The sequence below is a fragment of the Oceanobacillus locisalsi genome (assembly GCF_042675985.1).
Taxonomy (GTDB): Bacteria; Bacillota; Bacilli; order Bacillales; family Amphibacillaceae; genus Oceanobacillus; species Oceanobacillus locisalsi.
The window spans coordinates 115,483-138,598 of record NZ_JBHTKK010000005.1; the positions used below are offsets into that span (position 1 = coordinate 115,483).

19 protein-coding genes are annotated in these 23,116 nt (G+C 36.0%); 5 read left to right on the top strand and 14 right to left on the bottom strand.

The window, feature by feature from the left end:
- Window positions 1-235 precede the first annotated feature (235 nt).
- The 13 genes from ACFQ19_RS06640 to ACFQ19_RS06700 all read right to left on the bottom strand — a co-directional run bounded on the left by ACFQ19_RS06640 (window position 236) and on the right by ACFQ19_RS06700 (window position 13,934).
- On the bottom strand, window positions 236-1,432 hold the full coding sequence (locus ACFQ19_RS06640) for a M20/M25/M40 family metallo-hydrolase (protein WP_379591286.1): 1,197 nt from the start codon (window positions 1,430-1,432) through the stop codon (window positions 236-238).
- A gap of 46 nt (window positions 1,433-1,478) precedes the next feature.
- Window positions 1,479-2,537 carry a C45 family autoproteolytic acyltransferase/hydolase gene (locus ACFQ19_RS06645; protein WP_379591287.1) on the bottom strand — a complete coding sequence of 353 codons (1,059 nt, stop codon included), beginning with the start codon at window positions 2,535-2,537 and terminating at the stop codon, window positions 1,479-1,481.
- Between the two features lie 81 nt (window positions 2,538-2,618).
- Window positions 2,619-4,118, bottom strand: coding sequence for a sodium:solute symporter family protein (locus ACFQ19_RS06650; protein ID WP_379591288.1), 1,500 nt, complete (start codon window positions 4,116-4,118; stop codon window positions 2,619-2,621).
- Window positions 4,118-4,336: a hypothetical protein gene (locus ACFQ19_RS06655; protein ID WP_379591289.1), complete on the bottom strand. Its 219-nt coding sequence runs from the start codon at window positions 4,334-4,336 to the stop codon at window positions 4,118-4,120. Before ACFQ19_RS06655 ends, ACFQ19_RS06650 begins: the two co-directional genes overlap by 1 nt.
- Window positions 4,337-4,365: 29 nt before the next feature.
- Window positions 4,366-4,857, bottom strand: coding sequence for a hypothetical protein (locus ACFQ19_RS06660; RefSeq protein WP_379591290.1), 492 nt, complete (start codon window positions 4,855-4,857; stop codon window positions 4,366-4,368).
- 3 nt (window positions 4,858-4,860) lie between these two features.
- Entirely contained in the window at window positions 4,861-6,495 is a 1,635-nt protein-coding gene (locus tag ACFQ19_RS06665) for a sodium/proline symporter (protein ID WP_379591291.1), read from the bottom strand.
- Window positions 6,496-6,523: 28 nt separating this feature from the next.
- The gene (locus ACFQ19_RS06670) at window positions 6,524-6,649 is read right to left on the bottom strand and encodes a hypothetical protein (RefSeq protein WP_379591292.1); all 126 of its coding nucleotides are present in this window, start codon (window positions 6,647-6,649) and stop codon (window positions 6,524-6,526) included.
- A 488-nt stretch (window positions 6,650-7,137) separates the two neighbouring features.
- Window positions 7,138-8,580: an aldehyde dehydrogenase family protein gene (locus ACFQ19_RS06675; RefSeq protein WP_379591293.1), complete on the bottom strand. Its 1,443-nt coding sequence runs from the start codon at window positions 8,578-8,580 to the stop codon at window positions 7,138-7,140.
- A 62-nt stretch (window positions 8,581-8,642) separates the two neighbouring features.
- A complete protein-coding gene (locus ACFQ19_RS06680) occupies window positions 8,643-9,392 on the bottom strand; it encodes an SDR family NAD(P)-dependent oxidoreductase (protein ID WP_379591294.1) in 750 nt (249 codons plus the stop codon).
- A 5-nt stretch (window positions 9,393-9,397) separates the two neighbouring features.
- On the bottom strand, window positions 9,398-10,465 hold the full coding sequence (locus ACFQ19_RS06685) for a tartrate dehydrogenase (protein WP_379591295.1): 1,068 nt from the start codon (window positions 10,463-10,465) through the stop codon (window positions 9,398-9,400).
- A 103-nt stretch (window positions 10,466-10,568) separates the two neighbouring features.
- Window positions 10,569-12,044: an amidase gene (locus ACFQ19_RS06690; RefSeq protein WP_379591296.1), complete on the bottom strand. Its 1,476-nt coding sequence runs from the start codon at window positions 12,042-12,044 to the stop codon at window positions 10,569-10,571.
- Between the two features lie 118 nt (window positions 12,045-12,162).
- A complete protein-coding gene (gene panF / locus ACFQ19_RS06695; RefSeq protein ID WP_379591297.1) occupies window positions 12,163-13,632 on the bottom strand; it encodes a sodium/pantothenate symporter in 1,470 nt (489 codons plus the stop codon).
- Entirely contained in the window at window positions 13,629-13,934 is a 306-nt protein-coding gene (locus tag ACFQ19_RS06700) for a YhdT family protein (RefSeq protein WP_379591298.1), read from the bottom strand. Before ACFQ19_RS06700 ends, panF begins: the two co-directional genes overlap by 4 nt.
- Window positions 13,935-14,371: 437 nt before the next feature.
- Here ACFQ19_RS06700 and ACFQ19_RS06705 point away from each other — a divergent pair, with 437 nt between their 5' ends.
- Complete coding sequence (locus ACFQ19_RS06705; protein WP_379591299.1) at window positions 14,372-15,064, top strand: FadR/GntR family transcriptional regulator; 693 nt, start codon at window positions 14,372-14,374, stop codon at window positions 15,062-15,064.
- 142 nt (window positions 15,065-15,206) lie between these two features.
- Here the strand turns inward: ACFQ19_RS06705 and ACFQ19_RS06710 are convergent, their stop codons facing one another.
- Window positions 15,207-16,400, bottom strand: coding sequence for an ROK family protein (locus ACFQ19_RS06710; RefSeq protein WP_379591300.1), 1,194 nt, complete (start codon window positions 16,398-16,400; stop codon window positions 15,207-15,209).
- A 295-nt stretch (window positions 16,401-16,695) separates the two neighbouring features.
- On the opposite strand from ACFQ19_RS06710, the gene xylA reads away from it, so the two are divergent.
- The 4 genes from xylA to ACFQ19_RS06730 all read left to right on the top strand — a co-directional run bounded on the left by xylA (window position 16,696) and on the right by ACFQ19_RS06730 (window position 23,065).
- Window positions 16,696-18,021, top strand: coding sequence for a xylose isomerase (xylA, locus tag ACFQ19_RS06715; RefSeq protein ID WP_379591301.1), 1,326 nt, complete (start codon window positions 16,696-16,698; stop codon window positions 18,019-18,021).
- Between the two features lie 26 nt (window positions 18,022-18,047).
- Window positions 18,048-19,547 (top strand): xylulokinase, encoded by a 1,500-nt coding sequence (xylB, locus tag ACFQ19_RS06720; protein WP_379591302.1) that lies wholly within the window; start codon window positions 18,048-18,050, stop codon window positions 19,545-19,547.
- A gap of 149 nt (window positions 19,548-19,696) precedes the next feature.
- Entirely contained in the window at window positions 19,697-21,121 is a 1,425-nt protein-coding gene (locus ACFQ19_RS06725; protein WP_379591303.1) for an MFS transporter, read from the top strand.
- 21 nt (window positions 21,122-21,142) lie between these two features.
- Window positions 21,143-23,065, top strand: a complete 1,923-nt coding sequence (locus tag ACFQ19_RS06730; RefSeq protein ID WP_379591304.1) for a right-handed parallel beta-helix repeat-containing protein — start codon at window positions 21,143-21,145, stop codon at window positions 23,063-23,065.
- The last annotated feature ends 51 nt before the right edge of the window (window positions 23,066-23,116 follow it).

A 23,116-nucleotide genomic window follows, 5' to 3' on the forward strand; every position in this document is an offset into this window, starting at 1 on the left:
TAAATCACCTCCCAATTTAATATCTTCCTCTTAACGTATATTCGTCAGGCGGGTCGCTTTTTCCTTCCATACTTGGAATAAAAATCATCCTCACATCAGCTACATCCGTCATCATTGCAGCATCGTGAACGGCACCACTATTCATTTTTATATAGTTATACCCATGTTCGCTTGCTGTTTCTACGATTTTATGAATAATGCTTGGTAATAATTTGATAGGCTCAGATGCTCCGATTCATTCAATTTCACTTTGAAGTTCTTCCTCCATTCTTAAAACCTCAAGAACCGTACGAGCTACAAAAGCACCTCTAACAGCAATATCTTCCGTATTAATATATTCCTTGCCAGGTTGGTGCGCGAAATCCCCGCTCATTCCCATACCATCAAGTGTTGGACAGCCAACAGATGCAGTGAAATTACCGTCAGTACCTGCTCTGCCAACATATCCTTTCATATTCATATCGAACCTTTTTCCGACCTCTTTAGCAAGCTCATAAAGTTTTTTATGCGCAGGATCCTTTTCATCGAAAGTCGGTTTTTCGATTCCGCCATTCGTTGTAATTTTGACTCCAGCATTAAATGGTTCCAGGTTTTGAAAGAGCGAATCGTACTTTTCAGCAATTTTCTCTGAAGAAAATCTGGCATCAATGGTAAGTTCTCCCTTTCCAGGAACAGTTGGCCAGCCGGCATTACCGCTATTCAAACAAGTACAGGCAATTGTCACACCCTTTTCTAGGTCTGTAAGGCTTTCAAGATAGATAGCCTGCTCTGCCAGTTCTTTTAAACCGCTTTTAGCTTTTTCTGGCTCTTGACCAGAGTGTGCTGGACTCCCTTCCGCAACAAAAGTATAGTTTCCTCGAGAATAGCGCCCAGTTGTCAAACCAGCAGTACAATCTCCAAAAGTGGGCTCCATTACAAAAGAAGCTTTACTCTTTTTGGCTAATTCCTGATAATGTTTATGTGACGTAGGACTGCCCGCCTCTTCATCAGAGCTTAGAAAGAATACAATTTTTTTGTTTTCAGGTAAAAGTTCAAGTTCTTTCAGTGCTTTTATAACCATATAGACCTGAACATCGCCACCCTTCATATCAAAAGCACCTGGTCCCGATATTTTTGTACCTTCTTGTTCCCATAAGCTCCCAAATGTACCTTTTTCATACACAGTATCATAGTGGCCTACGAAAAGTATCTGTTCATCTCCCTCACCAAATTCCATTAGAAGATGATCTCCATAACGGCTGTCATTACTTGGGACAACATGACAATTAAATCCTATACTTGAGAATATTCTTTCAAAATAATCTCTGCATTTCTCTAAATCTGTTTTACTTCCCTCAGTTGGCGATTCTAATTTCACAGCTTCTTTTAACATATCTAAAAAAGCTTCATTATGTTTTTCCATATATTCTAATAGCATTTTTTCTTCTGACATGATAATCTCTCCTCTTTTCTAAGATAAGTTACAAATATTCACCAAATTACTGCTTTATCATTTCACACGGTTTTCCTTTAATCCAAGTCAAATTCTTAGCAGTTAAATCCATAACAACGCTGAAAACTGTTTCCATCTCTGATAATGTTGAAGTATTCTTTTCAAAATCATGACGACATATGGAGACTGGGTAATTCTCATGATCTGAAAGTAGTAAAAATAAATCTTTTTCTTCTATATCTTCATTTGTTAAATTTTTTGTTAATTCATCAATTTTACTAAGGCGATCATAGGAATCAAGAAAAACTTCCTCTCTCACTTTTTGCTGCATTTCTTCTGCACAAATATGATTTGTATGAATTATTGTCCCACTTTTTGCATTTATTTTTTCTGTGTGGACAGGAGAAACCTCCATATTTACTGATTGGCCAGTATATGAAGCTATTAAAAAATTTGCTGGAGATGCCATTTGATTATCATCCACCCTAGAAATAGCTTTTTCAATGGAAACAGACTCAAGTATGGCTCTTAACCCTAAATGTATAGGAACTTTAGGTTGCCAAGTATTAGTAACTAATGCATTAAGACACACACCAACTCCTTCACTATTACAACCAATTTTTCCGATAATGCCAGCTTCAGTTACCATTTGTATTGTTGGAAGATTTGCTTGTTGAATTTCTAAAGATATTAATGAATCAATTTGTTCCCCCTTCCAATCCCAATTTTGTGCTGCCCAGGTTCTAAGCGTTTTAGGGTTCGTTAAGGCAAATGAAGTGCAACCATCTGGTGAATTTGCTAAAGCAATTTCACTTCTAGTATTCAGAGCGAGGATGTCTTCAAATTCTACATTGGCACCATTAGCAACTCCTTCCATTTCTTTCATATAATTTTGATTATATTTTTCGATTGCTGTTAAATGTAACAAAGCTTTTTCACATGCCTCTTTCCATGAATATCCTGAAGTCTCTCTAAACATTTTTTCATATGTTGCTAAGCTGTTGTGAACTTTTTCTTTTAATGTTCTGCCATGTTGGTATCCAATTTGATAAGGCGTACCGGATAATTTTAGTGTTATATCCTCATTCGATGAAAATTCTGTCATTTTATGACCATCCTCCTTTTTATTCTTATTTACAGAAATGGTATTTCAATCAATAAACAGATATAGCTATCCAACTGTGTTTTATTTAATATGAGCTGAAACTTCACCTTCATCTTCATAAAGCTCATCGATCATTTCAGGGAAGAACCGATCGATAGTACCTTTCGAAACCGGCTGCGTAATTAATGAAATAGAAAAAAACACGATAGAGTTAGCTAATAATCCCCAAATTCCAGCATGTATATCAAGTGGATGTACAATGACGAAAGAAAAGATTACTGTAACAATAAAACCTGCCACTATTCCCCATACAGCTCCTTGTTTAGTTCCCCTTGGCCACAGGAAAACACCTATTATCGCCGGAAATGCTTGTGCAATAAATCCGTATCCAATTAACAATATATATACTAGACTCGCAGGCTCCATAATAGAAACTGGCGCAACAATAAATAGCATAATTGGAAATATCAATCGTCTTGTCCATCTACCCGCAACTTCTTCATTCCATTTAAGAAGCGGCTTTAATATATCATTACTGTAACTTAAAGCAGTTGCATGAATACATGGTTCACTTGATGACATGGAAGCCGCAAGAGTCCCGGCACCTAACAAACCAGCTATAACAACCGGCATATTATCTACAGCTAATTGAATAGCAATATGATCGGGGTTGCCTAATTCAGGATACATAAATATTCCAATAAAACCTACAATAATCATTGGTATGAGAACTATATAATAGATCGGTAATAATCTTGCAGATTTTCTAATAGCTTGTTCAGATTTTGCCCCCATCCATTGAATCCAATGATATTGCCATATTGAGAAAAATGATATCAGTATAGACGTTGTCCAAAAGGTAGCATTCATATCACCGAGAGCTCCAGGAAGTGTAAAAAACTCTGGAACATCCTGTCTTACTCTTTCAAATATGGGTGTGAATGAAAAACCACCAGTGAAATAATTAGTAGCCCAAAGACCGACAAAAAAGGAGACGAATAACATCAAGCCCCCTTGGAGAGCATTTGTTAAACCAATAGCTTTTAAACCGCTTTTATAAAGATAAATGGAAACTGCGCCTAATGCTATGAATACTCCCGCCCAGGTTGGAATTAACCCGTAACTCATTACATTTAAAATATAGGCCGCCCCAGTAGTCTGAACTACTGCATAAGATAAAACGCCAATTGAAGTAACAATGGAAGTTAATCCTCCTAAAGCTTTGCTTTCATAACGGTCAGCAATAGCACCTGGTTGAGTGAGGTGTTTATTTTCTTTCCCAAGTTTCCATACTTTTGGACCAAAATACCACGCAATAATTGCCATATAGGTTAAATAAACAACAACATATAAAGCAGGAACTCCTTTGGAAAAAGCCCATCCTGGGGAACCCATAAATGTATATGCACTTACTCCACTGGCACCCATTAAAAGAAAAGCTATAAAAGGATTAAAACTTCTGCTCCCAACGCCCCAATTTTCTGTACTATTCATGTTCTGTCCTCTGCCAGCAAGAGATCCCACTACTACAGCAATGACCACATATGAAAGAGTTATAATCAAGGGTAAATACGCATACATCAATCCCTTCCCCCAATCTTATCTATTATTATCATGACTAATGTTGTTAATAAGATAATTACGATGGACCATATCATCAATAAAGGCATCCCAAATAAAATGACTTCTTTATTAAATAGATGTATAATCGGCCAAGACCCTAAAGAAATAACAAATATAATTAAACCAACACTAATCCAACCTCTTTTCGTTTTTGGCAGTTTAAAAGTAGCTTTCACGAGCATTCTCCTCTCTATAAATTTAATTCTCACAATGGATGATATTGACCTGTAACCCCATCAACAATAAAATTTTGCTCATTTTGTTTTTCATTGTTTTGAAATACAACCCAATAGGGTCTATAAAAAAGCTCTTGTTTTTCTAATTTAATATTAGAAAAGGAAATCATCCTCATTTTTAAAGATAAAGATCGATGGATAAAAGATTCTGATATCGACAAACAATCATCAAGGGACTGCGTTTTCTCCAACAGCTGATTTATAGGTATATCAATTAATTCCAATTTTGGATTAGCATCTATTAATGAACCTCTGCAACTAACAGCATCAACTACACATCCCATTTTTTCTTTCAATGGCATAAAAATTCGTTTCGCATTCACACTGTAAATGAAATAATAGTAAGGATAGTAAATGATACGTTCAGCCAAAAACGTTGAACCGGAATATAGTTTATTGAAACTTGATTCAATCTTTTCTTTTTCATAATGAATAGCTTGTGCTAATATTTTTTCTCCCATTGGTTAACCCTCAAAATTTAAGTCTCGTTTTGGATGAAGTTGACTTACATTGGTCTCTTCCTGTTCTTTAGACGGCGTATTATTTGAGATTCCATTTAATTCTATAAATTCGGAAATATTCCTAGCCTCTACTGCAAGATCTTCATATATTCCTTTCTCCAAGTTCTTTGGAATCCTTTCATTTGATTTAGCAAGGTCAAAAGCTTCTAAAACTTTATTTGAAGGAGGAGTTCCAAATGGATTGCCAATTAGCATAGCAACAACAGATAAAATCAAACCAGCTAAGAAAGGATGTAATCCGGATACACCTTGCAAAGAAAATGTTTCCCAGATTATGTTGGTAACGGAGCCAGCCACCATGGCACATAAAACGCCAACTTTGTTTGCCTTTCTAGAGTATACAGAAGCTATAAAAGGAACGAGAAATGTATTTCCCAATACACCGAAGGCAAAGACAACCAGTGCAAATACTGTTGGAGGCTCATACACAGCAACAACAATACCAATGACTCCTCCAATTAAAATACACATTCTGGATACTAATAATTGCTTTTTGTGACTAGCCTTCTTATTAATGAACCGGCTATAAACATCACGTGAAAGTGTTGTACCAGCTTGCATAAGCAAAGAATCGCATGTAGACATAATTGCAGCCATAATAGCTGATAATAAGACAGCGGCTATTACCCCTGGAAATACATAATAAATCATTTCTGGAATAACCATTTCAGGGTCCGATATGCTAGGCATAATAACAATAGCGGATAAACCTAACAGATAAGGCGTAAATGTAAATAACTGATTAAAACCTGCTGACCAAAGAACAGCATTTTTTGTCGTTTTCGTATCTGTCATAGACATATGTCTCACAGTAACATGAGGCAACCCCATATAACCAATAGCATAGATAAGTACAGCGCCTAAGATAACTCCCCATTGTCCATAATAAATTAAGTCCTTGCCCCAAATACTAAGATACGTAGAATCTATTGCAGCAATTTGTTCATTTAATCCTGACAAGCCACCTACCTGAGGAAGTACCATAATGGCGATAGCACTGACACCGATTAGCATTATAATACCTTGTATAAAACCACTAACTGCAACCGCAAGATATCCTCCAGCCACCGTATAAAGAACAATGACCCCTACACCAATAATAAGCGCCCACTCATAAGAAAAACTTGACATAGACTCTAAAGCTTTACCTGCTGCAATAAACTGCGCAAAGGCATAAGCAAATAAAAATATAATTCCAATAGCTGCTCCATATACGCGAATACTGACACCTTCGAATCTCTTTTCTAAGTATTCTATTGGTGAAAGAGCAGCTAAAAGTTGCGACATTTTCCTCATCCTTTTTCCTAAGACGGATAAATTCACAATCGAACCACCTGCATCACCGATTGCATACCATAATGCTGTCCACCCTTCTTGGAATGCTTGGGAAGGTCCGCCCATAAACATAAACCCGCTCATAGATGTACTTTGCATACTTATTGCAGTAATTGGAGCACCTATTTTTCGATCTCCAAGTAAGTAATGATCAGCAGATGTGGATGCTTTCCTAGTGAAATACAGTCCTATACCTAACATGGATAATAAATAGATGAAAAAAATAAGAATATCTAAATTCATAGACAATTACCCCCTTATATATTTCATATTAATTTTCTTTCTCCCCGAGTTTCTCATCTCGACGTAATTTAAAGTACATGAATAAAGCTAATGCCACCCAAATTATAGGCCAAGGCAACATCAACAAAGCTGTTTCCATAGGTAAATTAAACACTATTCCACCTCCTTATCATCATGAATGCAATATTTTCGTACTTATTGCTATATTTATCAGAGTTACTAATAATACAATTACTGTGTTTTTATTTAGATAAAATATGAAACAAATCAAAATTTATTTTTAGAACTGGAATCTAGACATCATATTGATATAGCACAAGCAGTTTATAAAGCGCTTTCATATTAATTAAGTTGATAGCTATTATATTTTTTTAAATATTAAAATACATTAGACGCAATGTTAATTATATTTTGTTTTTTATATAACATTCTGTGAAGAGAAGTGATGGTAACAAAGGAAGCAGCAATTTCTCCATATCTTTATAAGGTATTAGGAAAATAAATTAAGATATAGTTTCATGACAATCGGTTTTAGATGTATATTAACCTATTAAAATTCCGCTCAAAAAAAGGGCCAATTATCTTAATCGATAATCAGACCCATCTCTTAATGACTTTTAGTGAAACATACATGTCCCAGACTCAATTATATTTCACTGCAACATTCTTTATCTGTGTATAATTATAAAGCGCAATCCAACCTTTTTCTCGACCAATACCGCTCTTTTTATAACCACCAAATGGCATTTGCACACCGCCCCCGGCACCATAATTATTGATAAAAACTTGCCCAGAGTCTATTCTGCTCGCCAAGTAATGCGCTCGACTGATATCTTGCGTCCAAATACCAGTCACTAACCCATAATCTGTACTGTTGGCTAAATCAAGCGCTTCGGATTCTCCAACAAATGTAAACACCGTCAATACTGGTCCAAAAATTTCCTCTTGAGCTAATTTGCTGTCCCTGCTAACTTCATCAATAATCGTTGGCTGCACATATAAACCGTCTTCACACCCTTTTACAGTTATTGGATTCCCTCCTGCCACAACAGAAGCTTCTTTTTTGGCTTGCTCAATTAAGCTTAGTACATGATTATATTGTTTTTCATTCAATATAGGCCCAAGATCTTTATCATCTAGTCCAGCCCCAACGGTTAAACCTTCAAACTTCTCTATCACTTTCTGCAGGAATACATTTTTAAATGATTCTTCAATCAAGAGCCTCGCACCTGCCGAACAGGTTTGCCCAGCATTTTGAACAATAGCCCGAACGACTCCTTCTACAGTTTTTTCAAGATCACAATCAGAAAATACAATATTTGGCGATTTACCGCCAAGTTCTAAAGTAGATGGAACCACATTTTCCATTGCTGCCTTTCCTACCTCTATCCCCGTCCCTACTGATCCGGTGAATGTCACATGATTAATCAACGGATGAGCAGATAAAGCTGCTCCTGCTTCATACCCAAATCCTGTAATATGGTTAAACACACCTGCAGGTAAATCCAGTGCATCAAAAAATTCTGTCAGGCGCATGGCCGTCATTGGTGTATCCTCCGCACTTTTCACTACAACAGTATTGCCCATTGCAATAGCTGCAGCAACACTCCTTGAAATAATCTGCAACGGATAATTCCACGGCACAATATGCGCAGTCACCCCTAACGGTTCACGTACAACATAATCCAACAGTCCATCTTCAATTGGGATTGTATCTCCCATCACTTTATCTGCTGCTCCACCATAAAATCGAAAATATCGAATGGCCGCATCCACATCAGCATATGCCTGAGAAAGTGGTTTCCCGACATCCATAGATTCTAGTCTTGCCAACTCATCTCTGTCAGCTTTTATTTTATCTGCAATGGCAAATAAAATGTCTCCTCGTTCATGTGGTTTAATACTTCTCCACTTCTCGCTCCGAAAAGCAGTACGGGCTGCATTCACTGCATCCTCTACATCCTCCTGTGTTGCTCTGGGAATACTGGCAAATACACTTCCATTAGATGGATTTTTTACATCAATATGCTCTTTCTTTTTACTTTCCACCCAATTTCCATTTATATACATCTTAAAATGTTGCATTACATTTCTCCTTTATCCTATATTCAAATTTTGCTTTTTACTGTCTTATTTATATAGTACAATTAAATATTCCGACCACCATCGACATGTAAAACGGCACCTGTAACCATTTTTGCTTCATCAGAAAGTAGATATTTAATGGAATGAGCAATATTTTCCGGCTTCAACAGACTTCCAAGAGGAACACTTTTTTCAAAAATTTCCTTCTTGGTTTGGTCCACGCTTGCACTTTCCGCGGAAAATTGGCCAAGCATCGTCGTATCTGACGGACCAGGGTGAAGTATATTTACATTAATTTGATAAGGTGCTAGTTCCAGTGCCAATGCTTTAGAGAAAGCCTCTACTGCACCTTTCGACGCAACATAAGATTGTAAACCTGGCCTCGGCCTGGTTGCAGATACGGATCCAATATTTATAATACTCCCTTGTTTCTTTTCTTTCATATATACAGAAGCTTCACGACAAGTTAGAAACATCATTGTCGTATTAATATCCATAATACGTTGCCATTCATCCAGACTAACTTCATCAATAGATGTGGCACTTTGTGCAATCCCCGCAATATTGACCAGCCCATCAATATTTCCAAATTGATTAGCTGTTTCTTTAAAAATGTCTTTTACAATATCTTCATCCAATAAATCCCCTTTGAATGCTATAAATTTATTCGTATTCTTATATTTTGAAAGATTGTCGGTATGAAGGTCACAGCCAGCTACGTTTGCTCCGTTATCTAGTAAAAGCTTCACTGTCTCCTCGCCCATACCTCCACCTGCACCGGTAACAATGAATGTTTTATTTTCAAATGTCATACAAATCACATCCTTTTTTGAAGTTTACGTACAATGGCATCGCCTACTTGCTCCGTTGTTGCTTTCCCTCCAATATCTGGTGTCAATGTTCTTTTTTCTTCCAGTACATCTTCTATGGAAAAAAGAACTTTATCATGTAAATCCGAGCGCCCAAAATTCTGTAACATCAAGGCTAAAGACCAAATTTGTGCTACCGGGTTGGCAATACCTTTCCCAGCTATATCAGGAGCAGATCCATGTACTGGTTCAAACATGGAAGGGTACTCTCCATTAGGGTTGATATTGGCAGATGGTGCGACACCTAGTCCTCCAGCAATGGCTGATCCCAAATCTGACAATATATCTCCAAATAAATTAGAAGCAAGAACCAACTGTAAATCTTTAGGACGTTCTACAAACAAAGCAGCAATCGCGTCCACATAATATTTTTCATAGGAAATTTCTTTAAAATCATTTGCCACCTCTTCAACAACCGAATCCCATAATGTCATCGTATGTATGATGGCATTTGACTTCGTAGCATTGGTTACTTTACGTAATTTATGATCCCTTGCATACTGAAATGCATAGGTTGCAACCTTGGAAATGCCTTCTCTAGTCATAATCGTGTTCTGCACAGCAAGTTCCCGGGATTCCCCTTGGTACATCTTTCCACCTGAAGTAGAATATTCTCCTTCCGCGTTTTCCCGGATAATGACAAAATCTATATCTTCTTTTTGTTGTAATGGCGTTTCCAAACCCCTCAGCAATTTTATCGGCCTAAAATTAATATACTGTTGAAAGTTTTTGCGGATAGGCATAATCAGCTCCCATATCGGGATATGCTCCGATACTCTTGAATCACCAGCAGCACCGAACAGAATGCTATCAAATGACTTTAGTTGCTTAAGACCATTTTCAGGCATCATTAATCCGTGTTCCATATAATAATCTGTATTCCAATTAAATTCTGTTATTTCATAGTCAAATGTTGAATCCATATCAGACAGCGTTTTCAATACTTTCAAAGCTTCGTTCATCACTTCAGGACCAATTCCGTCTCCAGGCAATACCGCAATCTTATATACTTTCATATAAAATCATCCTTTTTCTAAATGACATATTTATAAATTATTTATCTTGGTGTGTGATAAATATATATTTCTTATTTCTTAACACAAAGCAGTTCCCAGCCCATTAAATAGTAGTTACATGATTAGCTGGTTTCCGTCCATGGTTCCAGTTCCCATTTAATTCACGCTCAATCTGGGCACCCAACTGCAGCAATAAACCATCTTTTCCTTGTGGAGCAAGCATATGCATTCCTAATGGCAAACCATTCTCTAATTCAGCCATCGGTAATGAAATTCCAGGTAGTCCGCAAATATTGGCAATCGGCGTATAAGAAAAAATACTCCACAGATTTTCAAACCAATCAAAAACAGAAGGATTATCACTAATAGTCAGATACTCTCTAGTTCCAATCAATGGTGTAGGTTTAGCCATAGTAGGCGTAAGGACCAGATCCCAATCCTCAAAGAATGTCGCCATATGTCGTGAAATTTCATTAAACATGGTCTCCATTTTGACACGATCCGCATAGGAGGCAAATCGACCTTCTTCCCAAACTCTTATACACATCGGTTCAATGAGATCTGCTGGTGGATACGCCATATTCTTTTGTTCAAGTATATCCGAAATGGTTTGTGCAAACTTCATAATGTAGGCCGAAGTCTGCGCCTCATACGTAGCACGGAGGTCAAGATTCGGGACTGCCCATTCAACGTGATGGCCAAGCCCTTCAAGATAGTCAGCCGTCTTTTTCAATTCAGATACAATATGCGAGGTGGCTTTATAATCACCCCATTCGTGCGAAACAGCAATACGAAGCTTTTTCGGATTTCGCTTTATCAACTCGGAATAGGACTCCTGCTGCGTCCAATAAGGCATAAACTCCCCTGGAGCTCCTCCCCTGCAATGATCGACAAAGGCAGCAGTATCACGTATCGTTCGAGTATGGCATCCTTGTGCGGAAACAACGTTCATGAGGTCTGAACTATCAGGTGCTCCTGAAAAAACACCTCGCGATGGTTTTAAACCTATGTTGCCATTTACACCGGCAGGAATTCGAATGGACCCTCCTCCGTCCGTAGCATGAGCGATGGGAATAATTCCTGCTGCAACGGAAGCTGCAGTTCCTGCTGACGAACCGCAAGTTGTATAATCAAGATTCCAAGGGTTCCTTGTAATATAGACTTCCGGGTTCTCAGCAGAACTGCAGAGCCCAAACTCCGGCGTTGTTGTTCGTCCCATAATATTGAGTCCAGCCTGTCGGAATTTTTTTGTCAGAAAACTATCATATTGAGAGCGATTTCCTTGCATGAGCAGGGACCCTCTTTCCTGTAATCTTCCTTTAACAGCAGGCCCTAAATCCTTCATAAAAAAAGGTACTCCAGCAAAAATGCCGTTAGAATTCATTCCATCACTTAAAGGATCATTAACTACGTCATCGAAAACCTCAATAACAGCGTTAATTTGAGGATTTAATTCCTGAACTCCTTTTGTAACCTGGTTTGCTACTTCCTGTGGAGTAACTTCACCTTTTTGTACTAACTTGGCAACCCCCATAGCATCAAGATTGGCCCATTCATTCCAGTTTATTGCTACATTCACAAAACTTCACTCCTTCATCATTGACGTGGTTTTGATATTAACTAGATTTATTATCCTTTATTTCCCTTGCAGAACCTTTTGCCATTCTTATTAAACTTTTTCTATAAATCTATGATATTTAGGCTTCTTTCTTTATATTTTGCGTTGGAAACTCATATGCTTCCTGCTTAAATAACAAACTAAATACTACAAAAATAATCAACGAAAAGAAAACTGGAACCGTAACCGCATGTACACCGAATAAATCCCCATATGCCTCATTATATAAATGAATGGCAATATAAGAACCAATGCCTGTAATCATGGATGCAATCGCACCGTTTTTATTCGCATATCTCCAATATAATCCCATGATAAACGGCCACATAAATGCTGCTTGCAAACCGCCAAATGCAAATAAGTTTAAGAATATCAATAAATCTGGTGGACTGATAGCTAGTAGGAAAGCAACAATCCCTATTACTGCAGTCACACTTATGCTTACATTTTTCACTTGATTTACTGTTGCTTTCGGCTTGATATAATTTATATAAACGTCCTTAACTACAGAAGAGCTAACGAGCAACAATAAAGAGTCAACAGTGGACATAATGGCCGCTAAAGGTGCTGCAAGTATAATACCAGCAATCCATGGAGGTAAAACTTCCAAAGCAACAAGTGGGATAACTTGATCTGCTACTTCAATTCCCGGCATTATTGGTCTTGCAAATACTCCAATCAAATGCATACCAAGGATAATAGTTCCTACTACTACTGTTCCAATCATGATTGCCTTGTGCATCGATTTAGAATCTTTATAAGACATTGCTCTTACCGCAATTTGTGGCAGGGCGACTACACCCACACCTACAAGAATCCAATAAGAGGATACATAAGCAGCAGTTAATGAACCATCATTTCCAAAGGGTGTAATCAAATTGGGATTAATAGATACTAAATCAGAAAATATATTAGATAATCCTCCCCCTGCGACAATGACAGCAATAAGCAATATTAATGTGCCAAAAAACATAACAATACCTTGGATTGTATCTGTTATTACTACAGCACGAAATCCGCCTATAATGACATATATCAAAACAGATAAAGTGAAAATAAATAAAGCACCTATATAACTAAAACCTGTTAAGGATTGGATAAGATAAGCTCCGCCTACCCATTGGGCTGCCATTGCAGAAAACATAAATATGATAATACTAAGAGCCGATAACAATACAACTGTTTTACTTTTATATCTTTCCTTCAAAAAATCGATAAACGTAACAGCATTATATCTTCTAGATACAATAGCAAACTTTTTCCCCAACACGAGTAATACGAAATACCCCGTCGCTACCTGAGACATAGCAAGCAAAACCCAGCCGAATCCGATAGAATAAGCAGCTCCAGGTCCACCCAAAAAACTGGAGGCACTTCCATAGGTTGCAACCATGGTCATAGCAAGTACTAATCCTCCAAATTCTCGGCTTCCTAGAAAGTAGTCGCTAAGAAAACCATCTGTTTTATTTAATTTTCGATTGGACCATATACCGACCATAAAAATAATCATCAAAAATAGTAGTAATGGTATTACCACACTCCAATTCATATATTACTCACCTCATCTTCCTCACCTTCTTCTTCACTCTCATCTTCTAACGATATTTCGGTCAGCATAAATTTCACAACAAAAAACACTAGTGCAAACATTAAAAGTGTTCCCAAAATTAAACTGAAAAAAATCCACGCCGGGAAACCCAATATATACGTATATTCTTCAGGAGGTTTCGAACCCAACCCATATGCAAATCCATACCACCATATAAAATTAATGATAGCTAGCACACAACCAATTCGCGCTTCCCGATTAGCTATGACAAAGCGCCATTCCTGTTTTCTTTTCTTTTTCATATTCATACCCCTTTCGTAAATGAAAATGATTAACATAAGAATTCAAATATAAATTTCCTATGAAAGATCCCAAACTTTCACATTTTGAATTCGGATATTACATTTAAATATTATATTTACCTAAAATTCCAACAACTAAATGGATATAGACTTATCACTCCTTCATTCATACAATATTTTCAGCAATAACCCATCTCATTGATAGCGATTTCATTTCCCTAAATCAGTTATTACATTAAATACCAATAATTTTCGCATAAAAGTTGCTTTATATAAGACGTTTACATATTACGTACGATGTAGTATGTTGTACATAGACTAGCAAAAGAATAAATAATTGTAAACAGTTAATGACAGAAAAGTTTTATTTAACAAAACATTTCAAATGCATTATATAATTAAGATCATAGTAGTTGTATCTTTAAGGAGTTGAGAAAATGGCTTTATCTTTTGAAAAAATCAACTTAAACCGCACTATATCCTCAGAAATTGTATTAATTATAAAAGATAATCTTCTTAACGGTTCATTAAAACCAGGTGATAAATTACCTACTGAAAAGGAATTAATGGAGCAGTTAGGAGTGAGCAGAACCCCTGTTAGGGAATCAATAAAGATTCTAGAAGCTATAGGTGTCATACAAATAAAACGTGGTGAAGGTATGTTTATAACAAATAATCTTTCTCAGTTCTCATTAAACCCCCTAATATTCAGTTTAATTATGCACAGCAATAACATAGAAAAACTTATAGAATTTCGCCAGCACTTTGAAGTACTATTAATGAACATGATTATCGCAGAGGAAAATGATATTAAAAATATTGAAGATGTTTATCACTCCCAGGTAAAAAGAATGAATCCAGATTTAAGTCCTGAGGAACTCGCGAATATTGATTTAGAATTCCATTATGCTGTGTTAGAAGCAACGAATAATCCATTTATTATAGAAATCGGAAAAACCATTTATGAAATTATCAAGCCAAATATGGTTCATTTCAAACATTCAAGTAATATTGAGCGAACATTAAAAACCCATCATTATTATTTAGAATTGCTGCGTGGCAACGTCGATTTTAATCCTACCCTGTTAGTTCAACAGATGATTAAAAACAATGAGGAAATGATTGAATAGGTAACATTATCACAAAAAAAGATTAGTTTGGTGTAAATAACAATGATAAAAGAGCCTGCTCTTAATTTAAAAAGCAGTCTCTTTTTTACTTCAATTAAATTATTCAATTAATATATATCATTCATTCCGATCACGTAAAAAATTATAATGCCATTTTCTCTAATTTTTGCTCAGATAAAAAATGAGAAATTGCTATTGAAGTAGCGCCAAGTGCACTTGAATATCGACCTAGAGCAGAGAATTCAACATTAGTATTTTTATTATGATAATAAGAAAGCCTATCTTGAAGAACGTGGTTAACAGGGTTTTTTAACCATCGACTAAAGTAAGATATTCTGTTCCCAATAATAACCATTTCTGGATTAAATGTATTAATAACTGTTGTTAACCCAATCCCTATATTTTCACCTAATGTGTTTAAAATATGCAGAACTTCTTTATTTCCCGTTGTTGCTTCTTTTTCAAGTTTTTCTAAACTCACATCACCCGTATTGTTTAATACTTTTTGTTTTCTCGCTTGTTTCAAAAGAGCTTGTTCAGATGCATACAATTCCCAGCAACCATGGTTTCCACAACGACATTTAGGGCCGCTTGCATTGAGGGTAACATGACCCATTTCTCCAGAAATCCCAGATGTCCCAGTATAAAGATTATTTTGTATAATAATACCTGTTCCTACACCAACTCCAACGCTAATATAAATTAAATCAGATACGTTCTTTCCCACTCCGTAAAGATGCTCACCATGAGCGCCACAATTCGCTTCATTTTGAATTTTGACTGGAATGCTAAGTTCATTTTGTAATTCTGCTTTTAAATTAATATTTTCCCATTTAAGGTTTGGAGCAAATAAAATATTTTCATTAAGGTCGACATTACCCGGGACACCAATACCAATCCCTATTATGCCATAAGTACTCTCGGGAGCCTTTTTTATTAAGTTTTTTATAATATTCACTAGAATCTTCTTAACATCTTCATATTCAATACTAGCCAATGTTTGGCTATCTTCCTCTATAATATGACCATTTAAATCTGTTAAGACAGCTAAAATATAATTAACTCCCAAATCAATTCCAATAGAATAACCTGCATGATTATTAAAATATAACAATACAGGTTTTCTTCCACCGCTGGATTGATTAGATTCTATTTCGTATACAAATGATTCATCAAGCATTTCGGAAACCATCGTAGAAACAGTAGCTTTGTTAAGCCCGGTTCTTTTAGAAATTTGCGCGCGGGATAACGGTTCATTTTTTTTAATGGAACGAAAAACAATTGACTTATTCATTTGTTTAACAAAGTTTTGATCTCCGGTTTGAATTTTTTTCATCATTTTTCTCCTTTCTCTATTCTTTTGTATACCCACAAGAATTAGTATTTAATAACTCTATATCATTATTCTATCATAGAAATCAAACGGATATAACTTAAACTTAGTTTATTCGTTATACTAATTAATAGTTTTTTAATCATAATAGCAAAACTTAAAACCAATATTAAATTCTATTTCTTATTTTGTTTTTGCTATTGACAACGGTTTCATTAAATAATAGACTTAGTTTAAAAGTTAAATAAAGTTATATTAACTTACTTCAATTCACTTAACAAAATAGGAGGTATTATAAATGAATTATTTTCCAAGCGTAAATCAGGTAATTTATGAAGGCCCAAAGTCAACGAATCCCTATGCATTTAAGTTTTATAATCCCAAGGAAACCATTGGTGGAAAAAATATGGAGGATTATTTACGTTTTGCAGTTGCATACTGGCATACATTTACGGAAGATTTATCAGATCCGTTCGGTTCTGGAACAGCTATTCGTCCTTGGGATAAATTCACAGGAATGGATCTAGCGAAAGCTCGTGTTGAAGCAGCTTTTGAATTCTTCGAGAAACTAAATGTTCCCTACTTCTGTTTTCATGATGTGGACATCGCACCAGAAGGTGAAACTTTAAGAGAAACCAATCAAAACTTAGATATAATCGTCTCAATGATCAAAGATTACATGAAAGACAGTAAAACGAAACTGCTCTGGAATACTGCTAATAATTTTACTCATCCAAGGTTTATTCATGGCGCCGCTTCTTCTAACAATGCAGATGTATTCGCATACGCTGCAGCAAAAGTTAAAAAAGGACTGGAAATCGGAAAAGAACTCGGCGGGGAAAACTACGTATTTTGGGGAGGACGAGAAGGTTATGAAACCCTCCTTAACACAGATATGAAACTTGAATTAGATAATCTCGGACGTTTCTTCCATATGGCTGTAGATTATGCTAAAGAAATTGGTTTTGATGGTCAATTCCTAATTGAGCCAAAACCCAAAGAACCAACGACTCATCAATATGATTTCGATGTTGCAAGCGGTTATGCCTTTTTACAACATTATGATTTGGAAGATTACTTCAAATTTAATATTGAAGCCAATCATGCTACGCTTGCAGGCCATACATTTGAACATGAACTACATTATGCACGAGTCAATAATATTTTAGGATCAGTAGATGCCAATCAAGGCCATCCTCTTTTAGGCTGGGATACAGATGAATTCCCAACTGACTTATACTCTACCACGCTTGCTATGTATGAAATAATCAAAAACGGCGGACTAGGGCGAGGAGGATTAAATTTTGATGCAAAAGTAAGAAGAGGTTCATTTGAGCCAGAAGATCTTTTCCATGCACATATAGCTGGGATGGATAGTTTCGCAATCGGTTTGAAAGTGGCTCAAAAATTATTAGATGATCAGATTATTGAAAATGTTGTAAATAACAGATATAGCAGTTACACGCATGGTATTGGTTTGAATATTGTGAAAGAAAAAATGGATTTTTGTAAATTAGAAGAACACGCCCTTGATTTAAAGGAAATAAACCAACAATCTGGACAATTGGAAAGAATCAAGGCTGCTATCAACCAGTATCTGCTTACAATTTATTCAGATCATTAAAAATTGAATGGAAAGGAGGCTGAGTAATGAAATACGTTATTGGTGTTGATTTAGGGACAAGTGCTGTGAAGCTTTTATTGGTTAATCAGCAAGGAACGGTTGTAAAAAATGTTTCTAAAAACTATCCCCTATTATCAGAAAAAGCAGGCTATAGCGAACAGAATCCCAAAGATTGGGTAGACCAAACTGTCGCTGGGCTGTACGAATTGATGCAGCAATTCGAAGGTAAACCAGATGAGATTGAAGGTATCAGCTTTTCTGGACAAATGCATGGACTCGTTCTACTCGATGAAGACCAAAATGTCCTTCGCAATGCAATTTTATGGAATGACACACGAACTACTAAGGAGTGCCAAGAGATTTATGAGAAAGTTGGAAAAGAAAGATTGCTTCACTTCACAAAAAATCTAGCTTTAGAGGGATTTACATTACCTAAATTATTATGGGTGAAAAATAATGAGCCCGAGCTTTATAGTAAAGTAAAAAATTTTTTGTTACCAAAAGACTATGTCCGTTTGAAGCTTACTAATAGTTTGCATACAGAATACTCCGATGCAGCTGGTACCCTGTTGCTTAATATAGCAGAAAAAGAATGGAGCCAAAGTATTTGTGATTTATTAGATATAAATTCAGATATATGTCCACCCTTAGTAGAATCTTCTGAAGAGGTTGGTACATTAATCCCTGAAATTATTGAAAAAACCGGACTACCCAAATCAACTCACATCTTTGCTGGCGGCGCTGATAATGCATGTGGTGCAATTGGATCAGGTGTCTTAACGGAAGACAAAACAATGGTTAGCACGGGGACATCTGGGGTTGTTCTTGCTCATGAAGAGCGTGGAGATCGGAACTTTCAGGGAAAAGTTCACTATTTTAATCACGGGATATCAAATGCTTATTATACTATGGGGGTTACACTAGCAGCTGGCCAAAGCCTTACATGGTTTAAAGATGCTTTCGCAAAAGACAAAACCTTCGATCAATTACTTAACGATGTTGATAAAGTTTCACCAGGTGCAAATGGTTTATTATTCACTCCATATATCGATGGAGAACGAACACCATATTTTGATTCGACAATTCGAGGAAGTTTCATTGGAATAGATAGTTCGCATGAAATGAAACATTTTGTACGGTCCATTATGGAAGGAGTTACATTTTCATTAAATGAATCTGTCCAATTATTCCGGGAGCAAGGAAAGAAAATCAATCAAATTATTTCCATTGGTGGTGGTACAAAAAATGATACTTGGCTGCAAATGCAAGCAGATATCTTTAATGCAAAAGTTGTCAAATTATCCAATGAGCAAGGTCCAGGAATAGGAGCAGCAATGTTAGCAGCTTATGGTTGTAAGTGGTTTAAAACGCTTAAAGATTGCGCAGAAATTTTTTTACAGAAAGAAAAAACATATAAACCCATTGAAGAAAACGCAGAAGTTTATCAAGATTTATTTAAACTCTACCAACAAGTCTACACGTCAACACACTCAGTGAATAAAAAATTGATGCGGTATCGGGAATAATTAATTGATTTGCTTGATTAATAACTTGAATAGTAACTGCTTCCAATTATGAATATTAGAAAATAGAGCGAAAATAATATTCGTTTATGTAAGGGCTTTCCACACTACGATCTGATGTTATCTTTTCATTTAAAATGGGGGGGATGAAAATGCAAGCGGCACAATCAGAACAAAATAAAACACAAATTGCTAAAACGCAAAAATTAAAAATGAACGAAAAACTTACATTTGGTTTGGGAGATTTCGGAGCAAATTATAGTTGGACATTTATTGCTTCCTTTCTCACGATATATATGACAGATACAGTAGGCATTTCCGCTGGAATAATCGGAACAATTATTTTAATTTCGCGTGTTACTGATGGATTCACTGATTTATTTATGGGAACATTAATCGATAACACGAATACTAAGATGGGGAAAGCAAAACCGTGGGTTTTTTGGACAGCTCCTATTCTTGGCTTATTAACATTTTTGTTATTTAATGTTCCTGGTGCATTAGGACAAACAGGAAAAATTATATACATTTTCTTAATCTATTTGCTGATTTCTGCAGTTTTTTATACTGCCAATAACGTCGCTTATTCTTCCTTGACTTCCCTTATGACAAATGACAAGAATGATCGTGTCTCGTTAGGAAGTATCCGCTTTATTTTTTCACAGCTAGCTGTTTTATCTATTACTACTTTTACAACATTTTTGGTAAGTGGTTTTGGTGGCGGTCAGCAAGGATGGACAATTACTACAATAATTTATGCTTTGTTATGCGCAGTTCCTTTAATGATTACTGGATGGTTCGTAAAAGAAAGAAATATCGCCAAAAGAAAAACCGAAGAAAATACAACACAAAGAGTCCCCTTTTTTCTCATAATGAAAGTACTATTAACTAATAAATACTTTATTATAACAATTATCTTATACTTGCTTTGGTATTTAAGACAGACAGATAATGGTATTAGGGTTTATTATGCTACTTATGTTTTCAACAATGCAGATGTAATGGCTATATTGAGTCTAGCAACTACTGTCCCAACAATTATAGGATTAATGTATGCACCTAAATTCGTAAAAATGTTCGGAATCCGAAAAAGTATAACCATAGGGTTAATTATTTCAATTATATCTTATTTAATCATGACCGTATTTTCTGAGAATTTAACCTTGTTAACTGTCGGACTTATTGTAAACGCTATAGGAGTTGTCCCTTTTACAGGAGCACTAAGTGCAATCGTAGCAGATGTTGGAGATTTAATCTATTGGAAATCAGGAGTTCCTGTACAAGGATCAGTTTTTAGCTTAACTAGTGCAGGTATGAAAATTGGATCTGGACTACAAGGAGCTATCGTCGGATGGGCTCTTACTGTTGGAGGATATATTGCTGGTTCGTCTATTCAACCGGACAGTTCTATTTTGGCGATGAAATCAATGCAAATTTATTTCCCATTCGCATGCATCATAATTATTATGCTTGTCACATTCACATTAAACTATGAAAAATTTCTTCCGTCTGTTAAGAGAGAAATTGAAGAAGGTAAGGTTGGAGAAAATCGTACTAAAGATTTAGCGAAAATATAATTTATATGAGGAGGATAAAAAATGAATGTTTATTATCATGTAGCAAAAAATGGGTCTGATATCGCCGAGGGAACAAAACAAAATCCTTTTTTAACAATTAACAAAGCAGCTTCTATCGCGACGGCAGGTGATAAAGTTATTGTCCATGAAGGAGAGTATAGGGAATGTGTAGACCCTAAAAATTCCGGATTAAGTAATCTCAGAAGAATCACTTATGAAGCAGCAAAGGGTGAAAAGGTAGTTATTAAAGGTTCTGAACATATTAAAAATTGGGAAGAAATAGAAAATAATGTATGGAAAGTTCAATTACCTAATACATTTTTCGGGGAGTATAATCCCTTTGCCGTAGAAATTTTTGGGGATTGGGTCGTTTATAACCCTGGAAGACATTTAGGTGATGTCTATTTAAATGGTATGTCCTTTTATGAGACTGAAAGCTATGAACAACTACTAAATCCCGAGATACAAACAGAAGTATTAGATCATTGGACTAATGAAGTTGTTCCTGTTCATAATCAAGAGCAAACAAAATTTACTTGGTTTGCAGAGGTAGATGAATACAACACAACAATCTACGCTAATTTTCATGAGTTTGATCCGAATAAAGAATTAGTAGAAATAAATACTAGAAAGTCTGTTTTTTATCCAGTAAATACAGGTATTGATTATATTACAGTTAAAGGATTTGAATTGGCACAAGCTGCTACTCCTTGGGCGCCGCCTACCGCTGATCAACCTGGGCTTATTGGTCCTCATTGGAGTAAAGGCTGGATAATCGAGGATAATAGCATTCATGATGCAAAATGCAGTGCTATCAGTATTGGAAAAGAAACCAGCACTGGAAATAACTTTAGTAGTAAACGAAAAGATAAGCCAGGATATCAATATCAAATAGAATCTGTATTTCACGCTCGACAAGTTGGTTGGAGTAAAGAAAAAGTCGGCTCCCATATTATCCGAAATAACACAATCTATGATTGCGGTCAGAATGGCATAGTAGGTCATCTTGGTTGTGTATTTAGCGAAATCTATAATAATCACATTTATAACATTGCATTAAAGAGAGAATTTTTCGGTCATGAGATAGCAGGTATTAAATTACATGCCGCAATCGATACGCAAATTCACAATAACCGTTTCCATGATTGTTCTCTGGGAATATGGTCAGACTGGCAAACACAAGGTACGAGAATAAGCAAAAATCTATTTTATAGAAATAATCGCGACTTGTTTGTTGAGGTTAGCAGTGGCCCATATTTAGTTGATCATAATATACTAACTGCAGACTATGCTTTAGATAATCATGCACAAGGCGGAGCTTACGTAAATAATATTATTCGCGGCAAAATGATTCATCGGGAAATGTTGGATCGTCCAACCCCTTATCATTATCCGCACAGCACAAAAGTAGCTGGTTTTGCAGCAACTTATGGCGGTGATGACCGTTTTTATAACAATATATTCATCGGCGATACGGACTTAGAAGGAGTCGGTACAGCTCATTACAACGGCTACACAGCATCATTAGAGGAATATATCGAAACCGTAAAACAAGAACCTGGCGACCATCAGGCTTACCATAAGGTGAATCAGCCTGTCTATATCAATCGTAATGCATATTTCAACGGCGCAACTTCGTTTGAAAGAGAAAATGATAAGATAGAAAAAAATCGTTTTGACCCTGAACTACGTATTATTGAAGAAGGAAATGAAGTATATCTTTCTTGTGAACTTCCTGATGATTTCGAAAGCTTACTTGGAGAGATTCAATCTACCGAAACGCTGCCGCCAGTACGAATCGTTGATGCAGATTTTGAAGATCCAAATGGAAATGAAGTAACTTTAGATACAGATTATTTGGGCAACCAAAAATCAGAAAAAAGTGTATTAGGACCAATTGCAGATTTAAAAAAAGGAAAAAATCATGTGAAAATCTGGGGATAATTATTAGTTCAAACACTAAACAAAAAGGGCTTGGATTATCAAGCCCTTTTT